Source organism: Pseudomonas sp. R4-15, assembly GCF_055768815.1.
The window spans coordinates 800792-824165 of sequence record NZ_CM147293.1; the positions used below are offsets into that span (position 1 = coordinate 800792).

The 23374-nt window shown below is 67.7% G+C and carries 26 protein-coding genes; 11 read left to right on the forward strand and 15 right to left on the reverse strand.

Annotated features, from left to right (window positions below):
• Positions 1-3 precede the first annotated feature (3 nt).
• Positions 4-657 (reverse strand): bifunctional nicotinamidase/pyrazinamidase, encoded by a 654-nt coding sequence (gene pncA / locus ACYRGX_RS03750; protein ID WP_473055275.1) that lies wholly within the window; start codon positions 655-657, stop codon positions 4-6.
• 616 nt (positions 658-1273) lie between these two features.
• On the reverse strand, positions 1274-2188 hold the full coding sequence (locus tag ACYRGX_RS03755; protein WP_473055276.1) for a LysR family transcriptional regulator: 915 nt from the start codon (positions 2186-2188) through the stop codon (positions 1274-1276).
• Between the two features lie 90 nt (positions 2189-2278).
• Here ACYRGX_RS03755 and ACYRGX_RS03760 point away from each other — a divergent pair, with 90 nt between their 5' ends.
• Positions 2279-3163, forward strand: a complete 885-nt coding sequence (locus ACYRGX_RS03760) for a DMT family transporter (protein ID WP_473055277.1) — start codon at positions 2279-2281, stop codon at positions 3161-3163.
• Between the two features lie 71 nt (positions 3164-3234).
• Positions 3235-3465, forward strand: a complete 231-nt coding sequence (locus ACYRGX_RS03765; protein ID WP_473055278.1) for a DUF1161 domain-containing protein — start codon at positions 3235-3237, stop codon at positions 3463-3465.
• A 115-nt stretch (positions 3466-3580) separates the two neighbouring features.
• Here the strand turns inward: ACYRGX_RS03765 and ACYRGX_RS03770 are convergent, their stop codons facing one another.
• Positions 3581-4225 carry an HAD family hydrolase gene (locus tag ACYRGX_RS03770; RefSeq protein ID WP_473055279.1) on the reverse strand — a complete coding sequence of 215 codons (645 nt, stop codon included), beginning with the start codon at positions 4223-4225 and terminating at the stop codon, positions 3581-3583.
• A gap of 101 nt (positions 4226-4326) precedes the next feature.
• On the opposite strand from ACYRGX_RS03770, the gene ACYRGX_RS03775 reads away from it, so the two are divergent.
• Both ACYRGX_RS03775 and ACYRGX_RS03780 read left to right on the forward strand, forming a co-directional pair.
• A complete protein-coding gene (locus tag ACYRGX_RS03775) occupies positions 4327-6483 on the forward strand; it encodes an acetyl-CoA hydrolase/transferase C-terminal domain-containing protein (RefSeq protein ID WP_473055280.1) in 2157 nt (718 codons plus the stop codon).
• Positions 6483-7010 (forward strand): cupin domain-containing protein, encoded by a 528-nt coding sequence (locus tag ACYRGX_RS03780; RefSeq protein WP_473055281.1) that lies wholly within the window; start codon positions 6483-6485, stop codon positions 7008-7010. Before ACYRGX_RS03775 ends, ACYRGX_RS03780 begins: the two co-directional genes overlap by 1 nt.
• On the opposite strand, the gene ACYRGX_RS03785 is transcribed toward ACYRGX_RS03780, so the two are convergent.
• Complete coding sequence (locus tag ACYRGX_RS03785) at positions 6989-7561, reverse strand: xanthine phosphoribosyltransferase (RefSeq protein WP_473055282.1); 573 nt, start codon at positions 7559-7561, stop codon at positions 6989-6991. The two genes, ACYRGX_RS03780 and ACYRGX_RS03785, sit on opposite strands and share 22 nt — an antisense overlap.
• Positions 7562-7727: 166 nt before the next feature.
• Here ACYRGX_RS03785 and ACYRGX_RS03790 point away from each other — a divergent pair, with 166 nt between their 5' ends.
• The 4 genes from ACYRGX_RS03790 to ACYRGX_RS03805 all read left to right on the forward strand — a co-directional run bounded on the left by ACYRGX_RS03790 (position 7728) and on the right by ACYRGX_RS03805 (position 12901).
• Entirely contained in the window at positions 7728-9515 is a 1788-nt protein-coding gene (locus ACYRGX_RS03790) for a thiamine pyrophosphate-requiring protein (protein ID WP_473055283.1), read from the forward strand.
• Positions 9516-9776: 261 nt separating this feature from the next.
• Positions 9777-10145, forward strand: a complete 369-nt coding sequence (locus ACYRGX_RS03795; protein ID WP_473055284.1) for a hypothetical protein — start codon at positions 9777-9779, stop codon at positions 10143-10145.
• A 66-nt stretch (positions 10146-10211) separates the two neighbouring features.
• The gene (locus ACYRGX_RS03800; RefSeq protein ID WP_473055285.1) at positions 10212-12023 is read left to right on the forward strand and encodes a copper resistance system multicopper oxidase; all 1812 of its coding nucleotides are present in this window, start codon (positions 10212-10214) and stop codon (positions 12021-12023) included.
• Positions 12020-12901 (forward strand): copper resistance protein B, encoded by an 882-nt coding sequence (locus ACYRGX_RS03805; protein ID WP_473055286.1) that lies wholly within the window; start codon positions 12020-12022, stop codon positions 12899-12901. Before ACYRGX_RS03800 ends, ACYRGX_RS03805 begins: the two co-directional genes overlap by 4 nt.
• Before the next feature lie 55 nt (positions 12902-12956).
• Here the strand turns inward: ACYRGX_RS03805 and gloA are convergent, their stop codons facing one another.
• The gene (gene gloA / locus ACYRGX_RS03810; RefSeq protein WP_473055287.1) at positions 12957-13487 is read right to left on the reverse strand and encodes a lactoylglutathione lyase; all 531 of its coding nucleotides are present in this window, start codon (positions 13485-13487) and stop codon (positions 12957-12959) included.
• A gap of 85 nt (positions 13488-13572) precedes the next feature.
• A complete protein-coding gene (locus ACYRGX_RS03815) occupies positions 13573-13902 on the reverse strand; it encodes a ribbon-helix-helix domain-containing protein (protein WP_473055288.1) in 330 nt (109 codons plus the stop codon).
• A 243-nt stretch (positions 13903-14145) separates the two neighbouring features.
• Here ACYRGX_RS03815 and ACYRGX_RS03820 point away from each other — a divergent pair, with 243 nt between their 5' ends.
• Complete coding sequence (locus tag ACYRGX_RS03820; RefSeq protein WP_473055289.1) at positions 14146-14706, forward strand: twin-arginine translocation signal domain-containing protein; 561 nt, start codon at positions 14146-14148, stop codon at positions 14704-14706.
• A 10-nt stretch (positions 14707-14716) separates the two neighbouring features.
• The gene (locus tag ACYRGX_RS03825; protein WP_473055290.1) at positions 14717-16288 is read left to right on the forward strand and encodes a GMC family oxidoreductase; all 1572 of its coding nucleotides are present in this window, start codon (positions 14717-14719) and stop codon (positions 16286-16288) included.
• A 24-nt stretch (positions 16289-16312) separates the two neighbouring features.
• On the opposite strand, the gene ACYRGX_RS03830 is transcribed toward ACYRGX_RS03825, so the two are convergent.
• Together ACYRGX_RS03830 and ACYRGX_RS03835 are read right to left on the reverse strand one after the other, a co-directional pair.
• Entirely contained in the window at positions 16313-16609 is a 297-nt protein-coding gene (locus ACYRGX_RS03830) for a hypothetical protein (RefSeq protein ID WP_473055291.1), read from the reverse strand.
• Positions 16610-16721: 112 nt separating this feature from the next.
• Positions 16722-16991, reverse strand: coding sequence for a hypothetical protein (locus ACYRGX_RS03835; RefSeq protein ID WP_473055292.1), 270 nt, complete (start codon positions 16989-16991; stop codon positions 16722-16724).
• A gap of 69 nt (positions 16992-17060) precedes the next feature.
• On the opposite strand from ACYRGX_RS03835, the gene ACYRGX_RS03840 reads away from it, so the two are divergent.
• Complete coding sequence (locus tag ACYRGX_RS03840) at positions 17061-17420, forward strand: MerR family transcriptional regulator (protein WP_473055293.1); 360 nt, start codon at positions 17061-17063, stop codon at positions 17418-17420.
• Positions 17421-17423: 3 nt separating this feature from the next.
• Here ACYRGX_RS03840 and ACYRGX_RS03845 read toward each other — a convergent pair whose 3' ends face one another.
• The 7 genes from ACYRGX_RS03845 to ACYRGX_RS03875 form a co-directional block, all read right to left on the reverse strand.
• Positions 17424-17723: a DsrE family protein gene (locus ACYRGX_RS03845; protein WP_473055294.1), complete on the reverse strand. Its 300-nt coding sequence runs from the start codon at positions 17721-17723 to the stop codon at positions 17424-17426.
• Positions 17723-18454 (reverse strand): ABC transporter ATP-binding protein, encoded by a 732-nt coding sequence (locus ACYRGX_RS03850; protein WP_473055295.1) that lies wholly within the window; start codon positions 18452-18454, stop codon positions 17723-17725. The genes ACYRGX_RS03845 and ACYRGX_RS03850 overlap by 1 nt, the downstream gene beginning before the upstream one ends.
• The gene (locus ACYRGX_RS03855) at positions 18439-19206 is read right to left on the reverse strand and encodes an ABC transporter permease (RefSeq protein ID WP_473055296.1); all 768 of its coding nucleotides are present in this window, start codon (positions 19204-19206) and stop codon (positions 18439-18441) included. The genes ACYRGX_RS03850 and ACYRGX_RS03855 overlap by 16 nt, the downstream gene beginning before the upstream one ends.
• Before the next feature lie 4 nt (positions 19207-19210).
• Positions 19211-20221 (reverse strand): ABC transporter substrate-binding protein, encoded by a 1011-nt coding sequence (locus tag ACYRGX_RS03860; protein ID WP_473055297.1) that lies wholly within the window; start codon positions 20219-20221, stop codon positions 19211-19213.
• A gap of 358 nt (positions 20222-20579) precedes the next feature.
• Complete coding sequence (locus tag ACYRGX_RS03865; protein ID WP_473055298.1) at positions 20580-21575, reverse strand: ABC transporter substrate-binding protein; 996 nt, start codon at positions 21573-21575, stop codon at positions 20580-20582.
• 126 nt (positions 21576-21701) lie between these two features.
• On the reverse strand, positions 21702-22571 hold the full coding sequence (locus tag ACYRGX_RS03870; protein ID WP_473055299.1) for an ABC transporter permease: 870 nt from the start codon (positions 22569-22571) through the stop codon (positions 21702-21704).
• A complete protein-coding gene (locus ACYRGX_RS03875; protein ID WP_473055300.1) occupies positions 22562-23368 on the reverse strand; it encodes an ABC transporter ATP-binding protein in 807 nt (268 codons plus the stop codon). Before ACYRGX_RS03875 ends, ACYRGX_RS03870 begins: the two co-directional genes overlap by 10 nt.
• Positions 23369-23374 lie beyond the last annotated feature (6 nt).

Here is a 23374-nt window from a genome sequence, read left to right on the forward strand (position 1 = left end):
CCCTCAGAGCAGCGCGCTCGACGCGATGCGCTGCACACCGGCGTCGAGCATCTGCCGCCAGGCCGCGTCCAGCGAACCGTCGAGGTCGATGGCGCGGCAGGCGTCCTCCACCAGGTAGGTGGAAAACCCCGCCGCACGGGCGTCCAGGGCCGACCAGGCGACGCAGAAGTCCAAGGCCAGTCCGCAGAGGAACAGGGTGTCGATACCGCGTTCGCGCAGGTAACTGGCGAGCCCGGTGGGCGTCTTCCGGTCGGCTTCGAGAAACGCCGAGTAGCTGTCGATCTGCGGATTGCAGCCCTTGCGCAGGATCAGTTGTGCGTGTTCCAGCGCCAGTTGCGGATGCAGCGCGGCACCGACGCTGCCCTGCACGCAATGCACCGGCCAGAGGGTCTGTTCACCGTAGTCCAGGGCGATACGCTCGAAAGGCTGGCGCCCCGGATGATTGCTGGCGAAGGACACGTGCTGTGGCGGATGCCAGTCCTGGGTCACGATCACCTGTGCGAAACGCTCGCCCAGTCGGTTGATCAGCGGCACCAGGGCCTCGCCGTCACTGACCGCCAGGGCGCCACCGGGAATGAAGTCGTTTTGCATGTCGATCACCAGCAGCGCGCTGCTGTGATGGGTGGCGAGAGCGGCGAGGTGGGCTGTGCTGGACATCGGGACTCCTGGCTAGGTCTTGGCACGCGGCGGGCTGCCCGGAATGCCGGGGGGGGCGATCCGACGCTCCCTTGCGGCCCCGACAATGTCAGCGTGACGCCAGGCCCGCAAGGGGACGTTACCTCGACGGCCTGGCCATGGCTCGCCATTACCGAGACGCACGTAACAGTCTGTGTGTAACCCGGTAACGAATCGCTCCCCCTCGAGCGGTGCGAAAAGCAGCGTAAAAATATAACTCATTGAAATATAAGTGTTTTTATAAATTGGCACGCAGAATGCTTTATCAAGCCGCACAAGAACAACAACAAATCGCAAAACCCATAACAAGAATCAGACGTAACGGCTCTAGCACAACAACGACAAGAACGCAGAGACGCAGCTAACTGATTTCTTTGGAGAGGATTGCCGGCGGGCATGCCCGCGGTGTTTCGGAGAAAAACAAGACTGCTCCAGCAGTGACACGAGACGCGATACGGCAGCATCAGCATCCAAACAAATCCGTTCGCTATTGGCTCCCGACTTGGGAGCGCCGGTCGACAAACACAAGAACAGACCGGTGCGAAGAAGAACAATACGTTCCGTTCGAAGGGGAGCCCCAGGGCTCCCCTTCTCTTTTCTAGCGCCCCGCCAGACATTCCACCAGATAGTCGATCAGCACGCGCATGCGCGGCGGCACCTGTCTGCCCGGTCGCCACAGCAGCCAGGCCGTGCCCTGGTAGGCGCCACCATAGCGCCAGTCGGCAAGCACCTCCACGACCGTTCCCGCAGCCAGTGCCGCAGCGGCGGTGAACTGTGGCAGACAGGTGATGCCCAGACCGGCCTCGGCCATCGCCAGGCGGGCTTCGCTGTGATTGCTGGCATAGCGCCCGCGTACCTCGACCATCGCCTGCTCGCTGTCGCGCGCGAAGTGCCAGTGGTTATCGTGGGCCTGTTCGGCGAGGTATAGGCAGCTGTGTCGGCGCAGTTCCTCCGGGTGGCGCGGCAGGCCGGCGCGCGCCAGGTAGGCGGGACTCGCGCAGAGCAGCTGGCGAACCTGCATCAGCGGTCGTCCGACCAGTGCCGGCGGCGGCGTGTCGGTGACCTGGATACGCAGGTCGAAACCATCGGCGATCAGGTCCGCCGGGCGGTCGTTGAGCTCCAGGTGAAGGTCCAGTTGTGGATATCGCGCGAGAAAAGCCGGCACCAGTGGGTTGATCACGAAGCGCCCGAAGGCCTTGGGCGTGCTCAAGTGCAGCAGGCCGCGCGGGGTGCCCGCCAGGTCCTCGCCCAGGGTCAGCACTGCCTCGCCGGCGGCGAGCAGGTCGCGGGCCTTGGCATAGACTTCCTCGCCGGCAGCGGTCGGGCGCAGGCGGCGGGTGGTGCGTTCGAGCAGGCGCAGCGCCAGGGCCTGCTCCAGGCGGGCGATCTGGCGACTCAGCGCGGAGGGCGTCTGGCCCACTTGGCGCGCCGCGGCGGCGAAGCTCCCGGCCTCCACCACGCGGACGAAGGTGAGCAGCAACGGCAGCAGTTGGGTGAGCTCATTCGTGCGCATGGGGAATCAATCCAGTGTCTTGGGGAGGGATTATCGCGCCCGAGCTGCCCGCCGACAATCTCGTCTCCCTTGAAATGACGGGTGTGCGAGATGCGAGGCAAAGGCGAACTCTGGGCAGACCTGGGGCTGCTGATGGTGGCGATGATCTGGGGCAGCAGCTATGCGCTGACCAAGCAGGCGCTGGTGTTCTACCCGGTGCTGGGCTTCATCGCCCTGCGCTTCGGCATCACCTTCGTCCTGCTGCTGCCGGTGCTGCTGCGCGAGTGGCGCGAGGTGGCCCCTTTAGCGTTGCCCCTGGGTGTCGGTCTGTTGGGCATCTTCCTCTGCGAGATCAACGGCGTGGCACTGACCTCGGCGAGCAACGCCGGCTTTCTGATCGCGCTGTTCGTGTTGTTCACGCCCTTCGCCGAGTGGCTGCTGCTCGGCGAGCAGCCCCGCGCGCAGGTGCTGGCCGCGTGCGCGGTCTCGCTGCTGGGTGTCTGGCTGCTGTGCGGGGGCATCGATCTGCGCCTGGGGCTGGGCGATGCGCTGATGATCGCCGCCGCACTGCTGCGCGCCGGACTGGTCTGCCTCACCCGTCGCCTGTGCCAGCGCCGCCAGGCATCCGCGCTGGCGATCACCGCTGCGCAGAGTGGCGTGGTGACGGTGGGTTGTGTGGCGCTGGCGCAGTTCGGCGGCGGCCTGCCGGCATTGCCGGTGGCGCCGGCGTTCTGGGCGGCGACGCTGTTCCTGGTGCTGTTCGCCACGCTGTTGGCCTTCGTCGTGCAGAACCATGCGCTGCGCCGCGCCAGCCCGACACGGGTGATGTTGCTGATGGGCAGCGAGCCGCTGTTCGGTGCGCTGTTCGCCACGCTGCTACTCGGCGAGCGACTCACCCCCTTGGCGTGGCTTGGCGGCCTGCTGATCGTTGTCGCCGCGCTATGGGCCTCACTCGGCCCGCTGCGGATGACCGACAAGGCCGTTGCCACCGCGTGAGCGAACCGTGGCGCAACTCTGGCGTCCTATGCCTTGCGGCCTCGTCGAGGCCTTCAAAGGAGGAGTGACCCATGCGTCGCGTTCTGTTCGTGCTCTCGCTGTCGGTGGCCACATCGCTGTCGGCGGCGCCCAAACCGTGCGAGGAGCTCAAGGAAGAAATCGAGGCGAAGATCCAGGCCAACGGGGTGCCCAGCTACACCCTGGAGATCGTCGCCAACAGTGAGGTGAGCGACCCGTCGATGGTCGTCGGCAGTTGCGACGGCGGCACCCGCAAGATCCTCTACCAGCGAAACGATGACTGAGTTCCGGGTGGTTTGAAGAAGGCACGGTGCAAGCCGTGCCTTTTTCATTTTCCGCGGGGCGCGATGGGTATCGCTGCGCTAGACCTCATCCTACTTGTTGCGCTCCCGGCAAGCTCTAGCGCAGCGCCGCGGCGAGCTGGTCGAGACGCTCGAAGTGATAGGCCGGCCGCTCGGCCTGGAGTTCTTCCTGGCTGCCGAAGCCCCAGCCCGCCGCCGCCGCCTGCAAGCCGTTGCGGTGGGCGCCGATCAGGTCGTGCTTGCGGTCACCGATCATCAGCGTGCGCTCAGGAGCCAGGCGCTCTTCGCGCAGCAGGTGAGCGATCAGTTCGACCTTGTCGGTGCGGGTGCCGTCCAGTTCGCTGCCATAGATCATGCGGAAATGCCGCTCGAAGGCGAAGTGCTCGGCGATACGCCGGGCGAATACGTGCGGCTTGGAGGTGGCGATGTACAGCGTGCGGCCCTGGGCGACGAGATGCTCGAGCAGCTCCAGCACGCCGTCGAACAGTTCGTTCTCGTAGAGGCCGGTCACCGCGAAGCGCTCCCGGTAGTGTTCGACGGCCAGGCGTGCGGTGGCTTCGTTCATGCCGTAGGCGTGCATGAACTGCTGCAACAGCGGCGGGCCGATGAAGTGCTCGAGGGCCGTCAGGTCCGGTTCGTCGATGCCCAGACGGGCGAGGGCGAACTGGATGGAGCGGGTGATGCCCTGGCGCGGGTCGGTGAGGGTGCCGTCGAGGTCGAAGAGAATGTGGGCGTGTTGCATGGCGGCCTCGCTACGGAAGGGGACTCATTCTAGCAACCCGCCGATGGTCGATTGAAATACCGCTCGGGAGCAAAGGCGCGCTGCATCGGGTCCCAAGGGTAATGCCTTCCTGCGAGGAGCCGCCTGTGCATTGTTCCCTGGAGTGTGCCGTCGATGAAGTGCTGGCACGCATCGACGGTCCCATCCTGCTCGCCATGCCGTTGGGCCTGGGCAAGCCGAATCGCTTCGTCAACGCCCTCTATCGACGGATCAAGGCGCTGCCCGAGCGGCGCCTGGTGATCCATACGGCGCTGTCGCTGGGGCGTCCCCAGGCGGCCAGCGATCTGGAGCGGCGCCTGCTGGAGCCGTTCGTCGAGCGGGTGTTCGGTGACTATCCGGAGCTGGACTACCTGCTCGATCTGCGGGCGGGCGCGCTGCCGGCCAACGTCAGCGTCGAGGAGTTCTACCTGCAGCCGGGCGCCATGCTGGGCAATGAGCAGGTGCAACAGGACTACGTCAGTCTCAACTACAGCCAGGTCGCCCGCGAACTGCAGCGCAAGGGCATCAACCTGGTCGCGCAGTTGGTGGCGCGGCGGACGTGCGAACCCGGTCGCCTTAGCCTGTCGTGCAATACCGACGTCAGCGTCGATCTGCTGCCGCTGCTGGCCAAGCGCCGCCGGCGCGGTGAGACGCTGCTCAGCGTTGCCCAGGTCCACAGCCGGCTGCCTTACATGCCTGGCGACGCCGAGCTTGCGGAAGACGCCTTCGACCTGTTGATCGACGAAGAGGAGGACAGCACCCTGTTCTCCACGCCGAACCTGCCGGTCTCGGTGCAGGACCACTGCATCGGCCTGCACGCCAGCGCGCTGGTGCGCGATGGCGGCACCCTGCAGATCGGCATCGGTGCAATGGGCGATGCGGTGGCTGCGGCTCTGCTCGCCCGCCACGCAAGCAACGACAGTTACCGCGCCGCCCTGGAGGCGCTCGGCAGCAGTTGGCAGCAGGCCGGGTTGATCGATGCGGAAGGCGGCTTGGGGCGCTTCGACCAGGGTCTGTATGGCTGCTCGGAGATGTTCATTCTCGGCATGCTGGTGCTCATGGAGCGGGGCGTGCTGCGCCGCCGCGTCTATCCCAGCGCACTGCTGCAGCGCCTGGCGAATGCCGGTGCCCTGGACGAGGAGGGGCGGCCACGCAGCCTGACCGCGCTGCTCGTCGCCGGCTTGCCGGTGCGGCCCGATGCGCAGAGCCTGCAGGCATTGCAACGGGGCGGCCTGCTCGCCGCCTCGGTGCGCCTGGAGGATGGTTGGCTGCGCGATGGTGACGAGGCCCAGCTCGCGCAACTGGACGATCCCGAAGTGGCTGGGTGGTTCGAAAGGCGCCTGAGCCAGGCCCGGGGCGTGCAGGTGCATGGCGGTTTCTTTCTCGGTCCGCAGGATTTCTACGCCCGCCTGCTGGCCATGGACGAGACCGAGCGGGAGCGTATCGCCATGACCGGCGTCGGCTACATCAATCGCCTGTACGGCGACGAGTCGCTCAAGCGCCTGCAGCGCCGCGATGCGCGTTTCATCAACAGCGCCTTCATCGTCACCTTGCTCGGTGCCGGCGTCGCCGATCAGTTGGAGGACGGCCGGATGGTCAGCGGCGTCGGTGGCCAGCACGATTTCGTCACCCAGGCCCATGAACTGGAGGGCGGGCGCTCGATCATCATGCTGCGCAGTTGGCGTGAGTCGGCCGGCGAGGTGCAGTCCAACCTGCGCTGGCAGTACGGCCATGTGACCATTCCGCGCCATCTGCGCGATATCGTCGTCACCGAGTACGGCATCGCCGATCTGCGCGGGCGCTCCGACGCCGAGGTGATCGAGGCGCTGCTGCGCATCGCCGACTCGCGCTTCCAGGACGCGCTGATCGAAGAGGCCACCGCGGCGGGCAAGCTACCGGCGGATTTCGTGCTGCCCGACGCCTTCCGCCAGAACACCCCGCAGCGGCTGGCCGAGGTTGCCCGCCGCCAGCCGGCGTTGTTCGATCCGTTCCCGCTGGGCAGCGATTTCAGTGCCGTCGAGCGCGACCTGCTGGCCGCGTTGAAATGGCTCAAGGGCAAGCTGCGCCTGGCCGAGATCGCCGATCTCGGGCGCGCCGCGCTGTTCGAGCCGGGGGATGCCGAGCGCTACGCCGAGCACCTGGCGCGGATGGACCTGGCCGATGCCGAGGGCCTGCGCGAGCAACTCTACCGGCGCCTGCTGCTCACCGGCCTGGCGGCCACCGAGGAGGATCTGCGTTGATGCCCAGTACTGCTCCCGAGCCCGAGTGTCTGTACCCTGCCGGCGACGCGGCGCTGCCGCACAGTGCGCTGCCGGTGCTGGTGTATCGCCAGCTGTCGCTCAGCGGCCCCCTGGATGAGGCGTTTCCAGCCCTGTTCGCCGCCAACCTGTGGCCGCCACGCTGGCGTGATCAGGTGTACGACTTCGCCCACTATCATGCCGATGCCCACGAGGCGCTCGGGGTGCTGCGTGGCCGCGCGCGACTCTGGCTGGGCGGGGAGGGCGGTTGCGAGCTCCAGGTGCAGGCGGGCGATGCGCTGGTGCTACCCGCCGGCACCGCGCACCGGGAAGTCGAGGCCAGCGAGGACTTCCTGCTGGTCGGCGCCTACCCGCCCGAGCAGTCGCCGGACCTGCAGCGCGCCGATCCCGAGGCATGCGCGGCAAACCAGTCACGGATCGCCCAGGTCGCGGCGCCGCTCACCGATCCGGTGGGCGGCAGCCAGGGCGCGCTGGTACGCCTGTGGCGTCAGTCCAGGAAGGCCACCTGACCGTCCGCCAGCGAGGCGACACGGGCCAGTGACTCGACGCGATAACCCTGCTGCTCCAGCAGGCCGCGGCCTTCCTGGAAGGATTTCTCGATGACGATGCCCAGGCCCGCGACGCTCGCGCCGGCCTGCTGGATCAGGTCGATCAACGCCTTGGCGGCATGCCCGTTGGCGAGGAAGTCGTCGATCACCAGCACATGGTCGCTGGCCGACAGGTGCCGCGCGGAGATGGCGATGGTGCTCTCGGTCTGCTTGGTGAAGGAGAACACCTTGGAGATCAGCAGGTCGTTCTTCAGCGTCAGCGACTGGAACTTGCGCGCGAAGATCACCGGAATGCCCAGCTCCAGGCCGGCCATCACCGCCGGGGCGATGCCCGAGGCCTCGATGGTGACGATCTTGGTGATGCCCTGGTCGCGGAAGCGCTCGGCGAACTCGTGGCCGATGTGCTGCATCAGTTGCGGATCGATCTGATGGTTGAGGAAGGCGTCGACCTTCAGCACCTGCTCGGAGAGGACGATGCCCTCGTCCCGAATCTTCTGTTTCAGCAGTTCCACGAATTCGGCCCTCTGGCGCCGGATAAAGCCGCGCATTTTCGCGCAAAGCTGCCCTGTTGGCCAAGTTCCTCTGAGCGGGAACCATTCGGAAGGTCATGGGAATCCCTCCCCCGGACGCGGGGTCAGCTTAGGCAGACCGCCAAACTCTGCAACGGGAGAAGCCCCCATGAGCATGACCGTATCGGATTTCATCGTCGAACGCCTGCACCAGTGGGGCATCCGGCGCATGTATGGTTACCCCGGCGATGGCATCAACGGCGTGTTCGGCGCGCTCAATCGCGCCGAGGGCAAGATCCGCTTCATCCAGGCCCGTCACGAGGAAATGGCTGCCTTCATGGCCAGTGCCGATGCCAAGTTCAGTGGCGAGCTGGGGGTGTGCATAGCCACCTCCGGGCCGGGTGCCTCGCACCTGGTCACCGGCCTTTACGACGCGCGCATGGACCACATGCCGGTACTCGCCATCGTCGGCCAGCAGGCGCGCACTGCCCTGGGCGGGCACTACCAGCAGGAGCTGGACCTGGTGTCGATGTTCAAGGACGTCGCCGGGGCTTTCGTTCAACAAGCCAGCGCTCCGGCGCAGGTGCGCCACCTGATCGACCGCGCCATCCGCACCGCGCTGGGCGAGCGCAAGCCGGTGGCGATCATCCTGCCCAACGATCTCCAGGAGCTGCCCTACGAGGAGCCGTCGCGCGCCCATGGCACGTTGCACTCGGGCATCGGCTACAGCGTGCCGCAGGTGCTGCCCTACGACGAGGATCTGCAGCGCGCGGCGGAGGTACTCAATGCCGGCGAGAAGGTAGCGATGCTGGTCGGTGCCGGTTGCCTGGGCGCCACCGAAGAACTCATCGCGGTGGCCGAGACGCTGGGCGCGGGCGTCGCCAAGGCGTTGCTCGGCAAGGCCGTGCTGCCTGACGAACTGCCCTGGGTCACGGGTTCCATCGGCCTGCTCGGCACCGAGCCGAGCTACAAGCTGATGAGCGAGTGCGACACCCTGCTGATGATCGGCTCGGGCTTTCCCTATGCCGAATTCCTGCCCGAGGAAGGCCAGGCGCGTGGCGTGCAGATCGATCTCAAGGCCGACATGCTCGGCTTGCGCTACCCCATGGAGGTAAACCTGCAGGGCGATGCGGTGAGTACCCTGCGTGCCTTGCTGCCGTTGCTCGAGCGCAAGGACGAACGCCGCTGGCGCCAGCGCATCGAGCGCTGGCGCGCCGACTGGGACGCGACCTTGCGCGAGCGTGCCCTGGCCTCGGCGGAGCCGATCAACCCGCAGCGGGTGGTCTACGAGCTGTCGCCGCAGTTGCCGGAGCGGGCCATCGTCACCAGCGATTCCGGCTCCTGCGCCAACTGGTACGCGCGCGACCTGATGATCCGCCGCGGCATGCTCTGCTCGCTGTCCGGCGGCCTGGCCTCGATGGGCGCCGCCGTGCCTTATGCGCTGGCCGCCAAGTTCGCCCATCCCGGCCGGCCGGTCGTCGCGCTGGTCGGCGATGGCGCCATGCAGATGAACAACATGGCCGAGCTGATCACCGTCGCCAAGTACTGGAAGACCTGGGACAACCCGCACTGGGTCTGCGCGGTGTTCAATAACCAGGATCTCAACCAGGTCACCTGGGAACAGCGGGTGATGGAAGGCGACCCGAAGTTCGAGGCCTCGCAGAACATCCCCGACGTGCCTTACCACCGCTTCGCCGAGTCCATCGGCCTGCTTGGCATCCTCGTCGAGCGCGAGGAGGACGTCGCCGACGCCTGGGCCCGCGCGCTGGCATCCGAGCGCCCGGTCCTGCTGGAATTCCGCACCGACCCGAACGTGCCGCCGCTGCCGCCGCACATCAAGCTGGAGCAGGCCCGGCAGTTCGCCAGCACCCTGTTGCAGGGCGACCCCGACCAGGCCGGCATCGTCACTCAGACCGCCAAGCAGGTGCTCGGCTCGGTGCTGCACCGTAAGCGCTGAGCGCAGCGGGCACCGTCAGGCGCGAAACGCCCACAGCGGCGGTGCTACCTGGCGGTTCGGGTAGTAGAAGGAGAGCGGGAGGCCGGGAACAGCACGCACGCGGAGCGTCTGTACTGCACAGCGGCGGGGTCTCGGCGCACCTGGGTGCGGCGCTGGCCAGCGCCGACGACGGCGGACTGACGATGCATTGACGCCACACGGGTATTCCTGGCGTGTGCATCGCGCTAGACTCGGGGCAACTTCATCCTCCTGCATCCACTCATGCCGCGCTCGCTCTGTCTGCTGCTGATCGCCTTGCTGCTCGCCCTCTCGGCCGGGCGTGGCATGGCCATGGCCGCGATGCAGCCGTGCGCGACGCCCGCGAGCGTTTCAGCACATCAGAGCGCGATGTCCGAGCACGCCATGCCGCACACGGTCGTTGCCGTGCAGTGCGAGGCGCCGCAGCAGATGGCCATGGATCATCACGTCCAGGGCCTCTGCTGCCTGGCCTGCGTGGCCTTGCCGTTGTTGCCGAGCCTGCCGCAACTGCAGGCTGCGCCGGGTGATGCCGGACCGCTGCTGTCGGCGACGGCGCTTTACCTCGACCCCTTCAGCGACCCCCTGCGCCGACCTCCCCGCGCCCTTTCCTGATCGATCCCGAACCCCCTTCGAGTTCCCGCGGACGCCTTTGCGCGCCCGCACGATTAGGACACATCCATGAACGCATCCCATCCGGCGCTCTCCCGGCGTCGTTTCGTCCAGGGCCTGGGCGTCTGCGGCGCGCTGGCCGCCAGCGGCCTGGCCCGTGGCCAGAGCCAGTCCAACCCGCTTCCTCCCGCCGATCCGGCACAGCTCAGCGGTCGTCAGTTCGACCTTTCGATCGGCGAACTACCGGTCAACTTCACCGGCCAGCCGGCCGTGGCCACGGTGGTCAACGGCAGCCTGCCGGCACCGACCCTGCGCTGGAAGCAGGGCCATGACCTGACCCTGCGGGTCACCAACCAACTGCCCGTGCCGACCTCGATCCACTGGCACGGCATCCTGCTGCCGGCGGCGATGGACGGCGTGCCGGGTCTGAGCTTCGCCGGCATCGCGCCCGCTGAAACCTTCACCTACCGCTTCCCGGCGCTGCAGGCCGGCACCTACTGGTATCACAGCCACAGCGGCTTCCAGGAGCAGACCGGGCTGTATGGCGCGTTGGTCATCGAGCCCGAAGGCGGCGAGCCGTTCACCGTGCAGCGTGACTACACGCTGATGCTCAGCGACTGGACCGACGAAGACCCGATGCGGGTCTTCACCCGCCTGAAACAGGACGCGGAGTACTTCAATCGGCAGAAACCCACGGTGCCGGGTTTTCTCGACGACGTCGCACAACGCGGGCTCGCCGCCGCCTGGCGCGAGCGCGAGATGTGGAACCGCATGCGCATGAGCCCCACGGACTTCCACGACATCTCCGCCACCACCTACACCTACCTGGTCAACGGTGCCACGCCGGCGGCCAACTGGACCGCCGTGGCGCAGCCCGGCGAGCGCGTGCGCCTGCGCTTCATCAACGCCGGCACCGCGACCTTCTTCGACGTGCGCATCCCCGGCCTGGGGCTGACGGTGATCGGCAGCGACGGGCAACTGCTCGACCCGGTGGCGGTGGACGAGCTGCGCATCGCCCCCGGCGAGACCTACGACGTCCTGGTGACCATGCCCGACGCCCAGGCCTACACCATCTTCTGCCAGTCGATGGATCGCAGCGGCTACGCCCGTGCCACCCTGGCGCCCGCCAAGGGCATGCAGGGCGCGGTGCCGCCGATGGACCCGAAGACCTGGCTGAGCATGGCCGACATGGGCATGGGCCACGACATGCCCGGCATGGCCCGCGGCGACATGCAGCATGGGATGGCCGGCAGTACGCCAGCCGAGGCGCATGCGGGTATGGTTGGAATGGCGGGAATGAGTCATGACAGGTCCGCCATGGACCACGCGGGGATGGCTCATGACATTCCCACGAGCATGGAGCCCGGCGCGCTGCCGCCGACGCAGACCAGCGCCGCCGTCGACATGCGCGTCGCCCAGCCGTCCAGCGCCCTCGACGATCCGGGCCCGCGCCTGCGCGACAATGGTCGCCGCGTTCTGACCTACGCCGACCTGCGCACGCCCGGGCCTGCGCTCGACCCGCGGGCGCCCGGCCGCGAGCTGGTGCTACGCCTGACCGGCAGCATGGAGCGCTTCGTCTGGGGCTTCGACGGGCAGAAGTTCAACGAGGCCGAGCCCCTGCGCCTGGCCTACGGCGAGCGCCTGCGCATCCGTCTGGTCAACGACACCATGATGAACCACCCGATCCACCTGCACGGCATGTTCCTCGAACTGGAACACCCCGACGGCGGCCAACTGGCGCGCAAGCACACCGTCAACGTCCAGCCCGGCAAGCAGGTCAGCCTGCTGCTGAGTGCGGATGCCCTCGGCGAATGGGCCTTCCATTGCCATCTGCTGTATCACATGGAAGCGGGCATGTTCCGCAAGGTGGTGGTCGCATGAAACGCCTGATCCCGACACTCCTGACGCTGGCCGTGGCCGGCACCGTCCAGGCCCAGGGCATGGATATGCCCATGGATATGCCGATGAGCATGCCCATGGACCACTCGCGCATGGATCACGCCGGTATGCATGCCCCCGCGCCTGCGGCGACGGCGGACGCCAGCGCCGTGCAGGCGGCCAATCGCATCCTGCCGCGCGGGGAGCAACCCGTGCCGCCGCAATTGGACATGCCGAGCATGCACCGGCATGGCGAGGGCACCCGCGCCAAGCTGCTGTTCGACAAGTTCGAGTACCAGAACGGCCGCGACGACAATGGCCTGGCCTGGGACATGGACGCCTGGTGGGGCGGCGACTTCGACAAGCTCTGGCTGCAGAGCGAAGGCGAGCACCGCGACGGCAAGGGCGAGGGTCGCCTCGAAGCGCTCTGGTCGCATGCACTGGACGCCTTCTGGGACGGCCGCCTGGGCGTGCGCCACGACTACGGCGAAGGCCCGGACCGGCAGTGGCTGGCGTTCGGCGTCTCCGGCACCACGCCCTGGTGGTTCGAGACCGAGGCGATGCTCTACCTCGGTGACGACGGCCGCAGCGCGCTGCGCCTGGACGTGGAGCGCGAGCTGCGGCTGACGCAGAAGCTGGTGCTGGTGCCGGAGCTGGAGGCCAGCGCCTACGGCAAGGACGATCCGGGCCGTGGTATCGGCAGCGGCCTGTCCGATGCCAGCTTCGGCCTGCGCCTGCGCTATGAGGTCAGCCGTCAGTTCGCGCCCTACGTGGGCGTGGAGTGGAGCCGCAGTTTCGGCGATACCGCCGACATGGCCCGCGAGGAGGGCGGTTCGCGCAGCGACCGGCAACTGGTGGCCGGCGTACGCTTCTGGTTCTGAACCAGGCGCCGCTCCGCTTCGGCTGGCGCGGCGCACTTCCCGGCGAAATGGGGCCCTAGCGCCCCATTTCGCCGTTCAGATCGGGCTGGACGATCTCGATCCAGTATTCGTCCGGGTCGCGGATGAAGGCGACGTTCTTCATCTTGCCGTCCTGGGGGCGTTTGACGAAGGGCACACCGAGCGCCTCGAAACGTGCGCAGGCGGCCATCAGGTCGGGTACCGCGAAGCAGATGTGGCCGAAGCCGCGCGGGTCCGAATTGCCGTTGTGGTAGCGGGTTTCATCGTTCTCGCTGCCCCAATTGTGGGTCAGCTCCAGCACGCTCTGGCGGCCGAAGGTGTAGCGCTGGCGCTCGCCGACGTCCTCGGGCACCTGTTCGCCACGGGTCATTGCCAGGAAGTACAGGGAGAACTCGCCCTCGGCGAAATCCAGCCGACGCAGCAGGCGCATGCCCAGTACGCGCGTGTAGAAGTCCAGCGAGCGCTGCGGATCCTTGACCCTCAGCATGCTGTGGTTGAACACGTAGTCCTGGGTGACCGCGTCCGGTTCCAGGCAGACACCGGCTTGCGTTTCGCTGTTGAAGGCCATGGGCTTTTCCCCTCGATGATGATGCCGCGCAGTCTAGGCAGCGAAGCCCGCGCGACGGTAATACCGGGGTACTACGCGCCTTGCCTCAGGCGCTCCGCCGCGCGCGCTCGCCGGGATGCGCCAGCGCCAGCAGTTGCACCGGGTCCGCGGACTGGCGGCCGTTGCCCAGGTATACGGTGCACACCACGCGCAGCAACGAGGCGAGGTTGTGCACCTCGCCGCGACGGCGCAGCACTTCGTCGTACAGCTGGTTGATGAACTGCGGTACGCCGTAGCCCTCGCCGGTGGCGATCTCCTCGAGAATCGACCAGAACTCCTGCTCCAGGCGCACGCTGGTGACCATGCCCTGGATGCGTACCGAGCGGGTCTGGCTCTCGTAGCGCTGCGGATCGGTGGAGACGTAGATGTTGCACATGACGGACCTCCTGTCGGGCGGTATGGCGCCCGCAATGCCGGCCTCTCGCGCTGCCGGTGCGGCGGCGAGGCCTGTTATTCGCTGTGGCAGCTCGCCACAGGTCTACAGACCATAACGGTGCTGCTTCGATCCGCCAAGCCTGGCGACGTAGTAACTCGCTGTTACCCATCGCCTGCCCAGCCCGCCTAGGATGGGCGCATGGCTCCCCGGTGGGCCGCATAACAAGAACAAGAGGAGAGAGTCATGAGCGATCCCGTGATCGATCGTCGTCGCTTCCTGAAGGGAACCGGCGGCCTGCTGATGGGCACCCTGCTGTTCGCCTCGGGCCCGGTGGCGCTGCTGGCGCCGAGCCAGAGCTGGGCGCTGCCGCTGAGCACGCTGGACGACGCCACCGGCCAGGGCCTGCTGGCGATGCTGCGGCGCCTGTACCCCCACGCGAACATGGAGGACGCGGTCTACGCCCTGGTGGTCAAGGACCTGGATGCCAAGGCGTCTGCCGACCCCGCGGTGGCCGAGCGCCTGACCAGCGGCATGGCCGACTTGCAGCGGCGCGCCGGCGGCGATTTCGCCGCGCAGGACGAGACCCGCCAGCAGGCTCTGCTCGAAGCCATCGAGGGCACCCCCTTCTTCGCGCTGGTGCGCTCCACCGCGGTGGTTTCGCTGTACAGCAACGAGCTGGCCTACCACCACTTCGGCTACGAGGGCGCGTCCTTCCCCAAGGGCGGCTACCTGCATCGGGGCTTCAACGACCTCTCCTGGTTGCCCGACCCGCCCGCATCCGCCAGCCCCGCGCCCTTCGCCTGAGGACTCCAGCATGACGACGACCTATTCCCACGACGACGATTCGGTGGTGGTGATCATCGGTTCCGGTGCCGGCGGTGGCACCCTGGCCAACGAGCTGTGCCAGAAGGGCATCCCCGTGGTGCTGCTCGAAGCCGGTGCGCGGCAGTCCCCGGCGACCTTCATCAACGACGAATGGCCCTCCTTCCAGCAACTGTCCTGGAGCGATACCCGCACCACCTCGGGCAGTTGGCGCATCGCCAAGGACTTTCCCAACCTGCCGGCGTGGATCTGCAAGACCGTCGGCGGCACCACCACCCACTGGGCCGGTGCCAGCCTGCGCTTCCAGGAACACGAGTTCCGCGCCCGCGACACCTACGGGCAGCTCGACGATGCCGCGCTGCTCGACTGGCCGCTGACCCTCGCCGAGCTGGAACCCTACTACGCCCGCGCCGAGGACAAGATGGGCGTGACGCGCACCAACGACATTCCCGGTCTGCCCGGCAACAACAACTTCAAGGTGATGTACGCCGGCGCGCAGAAGCTTGGCTACCAGCAATGCTCCACCGGGCGCATGGCGATCAACAGCCGGCCGCGCGCCGGGCGCGCCTCCTGCCAGCAACTGGGCTTCTGCTTCCAGGGCTGCAAGATGGGCGCGAAGTGGTCGACGCTGTACACCGAGATTCCCGCCGCCGAGGCCACCGGCAAGCTGGAGCTGCGCCCGCAGAGCCAGGCGATCCGCATCGAACACGATGCCCGCGGACGCGCCAGCGCGGTGGTCTACGCGGACGCGGCGGGTAACCTGCAGCGCCAGCGGGCGCGCATCGTTGCGGTGGCCGGCAACGCCATCGAGACACCGCGCCTGCTGCTCAACTCCGAGAGCGCGCAGTTCGCCCACGGCCTGGGCAATGGCGCGGGGATGGTCGGTCGCCACTACATGCGCCACACCACCGGCTCGGTATTCGCCGACTTCGAGGACGAGGTGCACTTCTACCGCGGCACCATCATGGCCGGTATCGTCAGCGACGAGAACCGCCACGACCCCTCGCGCGGCTTCGCCGGCGGCTACGAGATGGAGACGATCTCCCTCGGCCTGCCGTTCATGGCGGCGTTCTTCGATCCCGGCGCCTGGGGCCGCGATTTCGCCTCGGTGATGGACCGCTACACGCACCTCGCCGGCATGTGGCTGGTCGGCGAGGACATGCCGCGGGCGAGCAACCGCATCACCCTCAACGGCGCGGTGAAGGATGCCTTCGGCATGCCGGTGGCCAACGTCCACTACGACGACCATCCCAACGACGTGGCCATGCGCGAGCATGCCTACCGCCAGGGCGAGGCGCTCTACCAGGCGGTCGGTGCGAAGCAGGTGTACCGCATCCCGCCGTACCCCTCGACCCACAACCTGGGCACCTGCCGGATGAGTGCGAAGGCCGAGGATGGCGTGGTCAACAAGCACGGGCAGAGCCACGAGGTCGCCAACCTGTTCATCGCCGACGGCAGCCAGTTCACCACCAGCGCCGCGGAGAACCCCACGCTGACCATCGTCAGCCTGGCGATCCGCCAGGCCGAGTACATCGCCCAGGCGTTGCAGCAGCGTCAGGTGTGACCTTTGCCGTTCGCTTCGTCGGGCTCAGGCCGGCGAAGCCGGACGGCGCACGGGCAGCAGTTGCGCCACACCAAAGAGCAGTTCCATCAGGGTGAAGCCGAGCAACAGCAGGCTTGCACCCTGGCTTATGGCGTACAACTGCCAGGCGGCGAAGAGCATCCGTGCGAGGGCGTCGAAGCGGCCGATCTCGCGGCTCGGATGCCGCAGGCGCCACAGCGACCACACCACCACCACGCTGCCGAGCAGGTTGGCGAACAGCATCAGCGCCGTATCCGGCACGGGTACCGGGCGCGCCAGCCCTAGGGCCTGTTCCCGTTTCATTCGCGAACCGCGTTGTCGCCAGAAATGGCCTGCGGTTAGGCGCAGGACGCAGCCAATGGCCATTCCCTTGGCAAGTCCTGCAACGACAGCGCAGGCCATTTCTGGCACAACCCTACGGGCCGGTGCCTGTTTTGCCGTGATACGGCGTTACTCGTCTTGGACTTACCCCGGTAAGCCCTGTGACTCGCGCCTTGTCTCGCGGCAAAACAGGCGCCGGCGCGGCCGTGAATGAAACGGGAACAGGCCCTAGCGTGGCAGACACGCCGGCCAGGGCGGCGAAGACCCAGGCGGCGCTCCAGGGTGTCACGAAGGCGCTGGTCGCGAGCAGGTCGTAGTAGGCGCTGGCGCGCACGATGTGCAAATTTCGCTTGGTATCGAGCATGGCGATCTCTCAGAGTGGGAGCGCGCAGGCTAAAGCCTGGAGCAAGGTCCAGAGTCAAGCGAGGCGGGAATGAAGATCGGAGAGGTGGCCCGGTTGGCCGGGGTATCGGTGGATACGCTGCGCTTTTACGAGGCCCGTGGCCTGTTGCGGCCGCAGCGCGCCGCGAACGGCTACCGCAGCTACCCGGTGGAGGCGGTGCAACTGGTGGGCTACATCAAGCAGGCCCAGCGTCTGGGCTTCAGCCTTGGCGAGATCGGCGCGCGCCTGCCGCAACTGTGGGGCGAGCCGGAGGCCTCCGGCGAGCGCCTGGGGGCATTGTTCCAGGAGAAGATCGTCCTGCTCGACGAACGCATCGCGCAGTTGCAAGCGCTGCGCGATGCGTTGGCCGAACGGGCGCGGCAGGCCTGCCCGTTGCAGGTGTCGGGCTGAGGCTCAGGCGCGGATGTAGGCCCAGCCCTCGGCCTGACGCTGAGCCAGGTGCAGCACCGCCGCCGGGACGCTCTGCAAGCCGGGCGACGGTTTCAGTTCGTTGCGCGTCAGGGTGTTCCCGCACAGGCGCAGCAGTGCGTCGGTCTGCGCGTCGGGGCTGGCCAGCGCGGCAGCTACCGCCGCGGCGTTGACGACGATTTCGCACTGGGCATCCGGCGCCGCCGCCACCAGGTTGCGGGCATTCGCCCGGGCGCGTGCCAGGGAGGCGTCGTCGACGGCGTGGATCAGGACTTTCAGGCTCATTACAGGGCACTCGCAATCTGTTCGATGTATTCGGCCATCTCGTCGTGGCCACGGCGGCGCGGGCGCCCCAGGGGGATCGGCAGCTCCAGGGCGACGCGCGCCGGCTTGCCGCCCAGCACGATCACCCGGTCGGCCAGCAGCACCGCCTCGGCAATGTCGTGGGTCACGAAGATAACCGCCTTGCGGCGCAACTGCCACAGGCGCAGCAGCTCGTCCTGCAGGGATTCGCGGGTCAGTGCGTCGACCGCCGAGAAAGGCTCGTCCATCAGCAGTACGTCCGGCTGCACGGCCAGCGCGCGGGCGATGCCGCCGCGTTGCAGCTGTCCGCCGGAGAGCTCCGCCGGATAGCGCTCGGCGAGGGCTTCCAGGCCGGTCAGCGCGAGCACTTCGGCGACCCGGGCGTCCACTTCCGGGCGCGCCAGGCCGAGGCCTTCGAGACCGAAGGCGATGTTCTCGCGCAGGCGCCGCCAGGGAAGCAGACGACCATCCTGGAACACCGTGGCGCGGGGCCGTGCGCCTTCGCGCGCCTGGGCGGTGAGGATGACCTCGCCGCGCTCGGGGCGCGCCAGCCCGGCGAGCACCCGCAGCAGGGTCGACTTGCCGACGCCGGAGCCACCGACCACGGCGACGAACTCGCCCGCGTCGACACTGAGCGAAAACTCGCGCAGCACCGGCTCGGCGGCGTTGGCGTAGCGCAGGGTGATGCCTGCGGCGGTCAGGACGGGCGCCATTTCAGCAGCCTCCTTTCGATGCGGGAGAAAACCCAGTCGCAGAACGAGTAGATCGCCGAGATCACCAGCATGTACACCACCACCGCCTCGTAGGCGCCGACCCCGGCCGCGGCATTCATCTCCTGGCCCATGCCGGGCACGCCGAGCAGCTCGGCGGCGATCAGCGTCATCCAGGCCTGGCCGACACCGGTACGCAATCCGGAGAGGATGCCCGGCAGCGCCGCCGGCAGGGTAATCTTGCGGTGCAGGGTGAAGTAGCGCTGCTGGCCGAAGGCAGCGGCCAGCTCGCGCAAGCGTGGATCGACCCCGGCGACCGCCGAGGCGGTGGCGAAGTAGTTGACCCAGAACACCCCGATGGCGATGACGAAGGCGGCGCCTGCGTGGCTGACCTGGAACCAGGCGATGGCGAAGATCACCCACGCCAGCGGCGGGATCGGCCGCAGCACGCGGGCCAGCCAGGCTTGCAGGTCGTGAAAGACGGCGCTGGTGGCGGCGGCAAAACCCACCGCAATGCCCAGCAGGCTGCCCAGCAGCAGGCCCCAGACATAATGCACCAGGCTGGATTCGACGGCAGGCAGCAGGCGCCCGGCACGAATTTCCTCGAGCAGCGCCTGGGGCGTGGCGAAGGGATCGGGAAGGGTGCCGGCGGGCGCCCAGCCGAAGCTGCCGGCCGCTTTCCAGAGCGCCACGAAGAGCAGAATGCCGAGGGCGCCAAGCGCCGTCCGGCGCAGGGCGTGGGAGCTTCGATTCATGGCCTTACCGCGGCTGCCCGGCGTCGTACAGGCTGAAATCGAACAGCGTGTCGATGTCCACCGGGGTCTTCAGCGTGCCCAGCGCGGTCTGGAAGTCCTGCATGCGCGCCGTAGCCTCGACGATACGGTGCGGGTCGACGACGAAGTTGCCCTGGGAGCGGTGCAGCGCGTCCCGCACCACGGCGGCCGGCAGGCGACCGCCGCCGACGTACTTGGCGACCATCGGGGCGACGGCTTCGGGGTCTTCGTTGAGCTGCTTGGCTGCCGCCAGGTGCGCGCTCAGCAAGCCCTCGATGGCCTGCGGATGGGCGGCCAGGGCGCTGCTGCGCACCACCAGCACGGCGCCGGGCTGGTCGGGGAACATCTGCGAGCCGCTGGCCACCACGTGGGCGTCCGGCTGGCGTGCCAGCACCATGCTGATGATCGGCTCCAGCAGCGCGGCGCCGTCCACCGCCCCGGTGAGCAGCGCCTGCTGCGCCTGGGCCTCGCCCTGGTAAATGATGTTCACCGCGCCGGTGTCCACCTTCAGCACGTGCTGCAGCCAATAGCGCAGCACGGTGTCGGGCACCGAGCCGGTGGGGAAGGTGGTGAGGGTCGGCTTGCGCCCCTTGTCCTGGGTGAAGCGCTGGAAGGCACTGGCCGCGTCCTGGCCGTCGGCGAAGTAGGGCGCCAGCTCACCGCGGGCGAGGAAGGACACCTGGTCGATGATGCTCGAGGCGATCACCTTGATGTCGGCGCCACGGGCGCGAGCGACCATGGCCGGGCCGATGCCCAGGTAGGCGACGTCGAGCTGCCCGGAGAGCAGCGCCTGGACCATCGCCGGGCCATTCTGGAACTGCACCAGCTTCGGCGCGATGCCGGCCTGGGCAAGGGCGCCGTTCTCCAGTTCGACGAACAGCGGGGCGACCGGAAGGATCGGCATGTAGCCAATTTCCAGCGGCGTGGATTCGGTGGCGTTGGCAAACGCGGGAAGTGTCAGCGCGGCGGACAGCAGCAAGGCGAGTACGGCTTTCATCGGAGCTCCGTTACGGGCGGAGCGGAACCGATGACGGTGTGATCCATGGGTATCGGTCGGCGCTGCCATTGCGCCCGGCGGTTCCGCGAAAAACGGGCGCTGGCGCGCGGACGCACGCCAGGCCGGCGCGAAGTATGCCGAGTCGGTTTAATCATGCAAAAGACTAATTTTCGATTTGCTTATGCGTTTTCGTTAGGAAATGCCGGGGTGAAGCGATCCTCGGGCGCTGCGCCCAGTGCTCGCCGGAGGCATTGACGGTGGCCCGGCACCTGCAGGGGCGGATTCGATGAGGATCGCCGCGCGCACGGTGTGCCGGCCCACGAAGCCAAATTCTTGCTGAGCACAGCTCGTCTCGGGTTCAACTGCCAGGATTGGCCCAGGCCTCTTCGAAGAAATAGTCTTTCCAGGAGTCGGCGGCGTGCTTGAGCACGCCCAGTTCATGCAGACGATCGGCATAGACCTGGGTGCGCTGTGGCGAGACGGTGAACTCCACCTCGGGGTCTTCGATGATTCGTTGCAGCAGCGCCAGCGGTAGCTTCGAGTGTTCCACGTCGAGGTAGGTTTGCGCCGCCGCCGGCGTGTCCGCGGCGATGATCTGCGCGGCTTCGGCGAGGGCGGCGTAGAACGCGCGGTAGGTCTTCGGGTTGGTGTCATGGAAGCGTTCGGTGGTGTACAGCACATTGAAGCTGGCCGGGCCGCCGAGGATGTCGTAGCTGCTGACCACCTTGTGCACGTTGGGGTGCTCCAGCGCCTGGTACATGAACGGTGGGCTGGAGAAGTGCGCGGTGACTTCCGAGCCGCCGCTGATCAGTGCGGCGGTGGCGTCCGGGTGCGGCAGGCTCAGGGATAGTCGGTCGAAGTGCTGGAAGTCGGCCTTGCCGTAGCGCCGCGCCGCCTCGATCTGCAGGGTGCGCGACTGGAAGCCGACGCCTGCGGCGGGCACGGCGATGCGGTCTTGCTCACCCAGGTCGTCGAGGCTCTTCACCTCGGGGCGGTTGCTCAGCAGGTAGTTGGGCATCGAGCCGAGGCTGGCGATGGCCTTGACGTTCTGCTTGCCGCGGGTACGGTCCCAGACGGTGAGCATCGGCGGTACGCCGGCGGAGACCACGTCCAGGGCGCCGGCCAGCAGTGCCTCGTTCATCGCCGTGGCGCCCGACAGGGTCTTCCATTCCACCTGGATATCCAGGCCTTCGGCCTGACCGTGCTTTTCGATCAGCCGCTGTTGCTTGACCACGTCGAGCATCAAGTAGCCGATGCCGAATTGCTGGGCGATGCTGATGTGGCCCTCGGCCTGGGCCAGTGTCGGCAGCAGCAGGGCGCTGGCCAGCAGGGTGTTGCGAAGGTGTCGTTTCATGGATTCCCCGGATCGTGAAGGTGCGCGGTGCGCGGTGCGCGTCGTGTCTGGCGATCCGGGGGACCGGTCTCGCGGATTGTTTGGCTTAGGACTGTTCCCGTTTAGCGAACGAAGCGGGAGCAGGCCCTAAATCCGTTGCATGCCCCAGCGGCGCACGCTGAGGCGTTCGAGGGTGGCGAACACCAGGTTCTCCACCAGCAGGCCGATGAGGATCACCATCGCCAGGCCGGCGAAGACCCGGTCGGTGAACAGTTCGTTGCGGTTCTGGAAGATGTACCAGCCCAGGCCGCCCTGGCCGCTGGAGGCGCCGAACACCAGCTCGGCGGCGATCAGCGTACGCCAGGCGAAGGCCCAGCCGATCTTCAGGCCGGCGAGGATCGACGGCAGTGCGCCCGGCACCAGGATCAGCAGCACGAAGCGTAGGCCGCGCAGCCCGTAGTTGCGCCCGGCCATGCGCTGGGTTTCGGAGACGCCGAGAAAGCCCGCGTAGGTGTTCAGCGCCAGCGGCCAGAGCACCGAGTGCACCAGCACGAACACCAGGCTGCCCTGGCCCAGGCCGAACCACAGCAACGCCAGCGGCAGCAGGGCGATCGGCGGCAGCGGGTTGAGCATCGCCGTGAGCGTGCCGAGCAGATCACGCCCCAACTGGCTGGAGACCGCCAGGCTGGTCAAGGCCAGCGCCAGGAGGATGCCCAGCAGGTAGCCCTTGGAGAGAATGCCCAGCGACACCGCGGTGCGCTGCAGCAGCACGCCGTTGCCGAGGTCCTCGAACAAGGCCTGGGCGGTCTGCGTCGGGCTTGGCAGCAGCAAGTCGTTGCCCTGCAGGCGCGCCGCCAGTTCCCAGACCAGCGCCAGCAGCAACAGCAGCAATGCCTTGCGCAGCCCGTCCCGTTGCCACAGCCGGCGCGGTAGCGACAACGGACGTTGCACCGGCAGTTCGCCCAGCGGAGCGGGGATGATCTCGTATTCGTCGCGCAGCGGGGGGGTCAGACGCATGCCCGTGGCTCCTCGAACAGCAGTCGATGAATACGTGCGGCGTCGCGCTGCAACGCCTCGCCGTTGTCGTTGAGGCCGACATGGCTGTTGAGCTCGGCGCGTACCCGTCCCGGGTGGGGCGATAGCAGCAGGATGCGGTTGCCCAGCAGCAGCGCCTCTTCGATCGAGTGGGTGACGAACAGCAGGGTGAAGCGCGCCTCGTCCCACAGCGTCAGCAATTCCTCCTGCATGCGTCGGCGAGTCAGTGCGTCGAGCGCGGCGAAGGGTTCGTCCATGAGCAGGATCGCCGGCTGCATCGCCAGCGCGCGGGCGATGGCCACGCGGGCCTTCATGCCGCCGGAAAGGGTGTGCGGGTAGGCGTCGGCGAAGGCGCTCAGGCCGACCTTCTCCAGGTAATGCAGGGCGCGCTCGCGGGCTTCGCGGCGGCCCAGGGTACGGCTCGCCAGCAGCGGGAACATGACGTTCTGCAGTACCGTCTTCCAGGCCGGCAACTGGTCGAATTCCTGGAACACCACGATGCGTTCCGGGCCAGGGCCGGCGATGGGCCGTCCGTGCAGGCGAATCTCGCCGGCGGCCGGCTCGATGAAGCCGGCGATGGCCTTGAGCAGACTGGACTTGCCGCAGCCCGAGGGCCCGAGCAGGACGAAGCGGTCGGCGGGGTAGACGTCGAAACTCACCTCGTGGGTGGCGCGCACCAGACGTTGCGGCGTGCGGTATTCCAGGCCGACGCGGCTGACTTCGAGCAGCGGCTGGACGAGGGGCGACGGGGCCGGGTGGCCTTGCAGGGCGGCGTTCATCGGAGC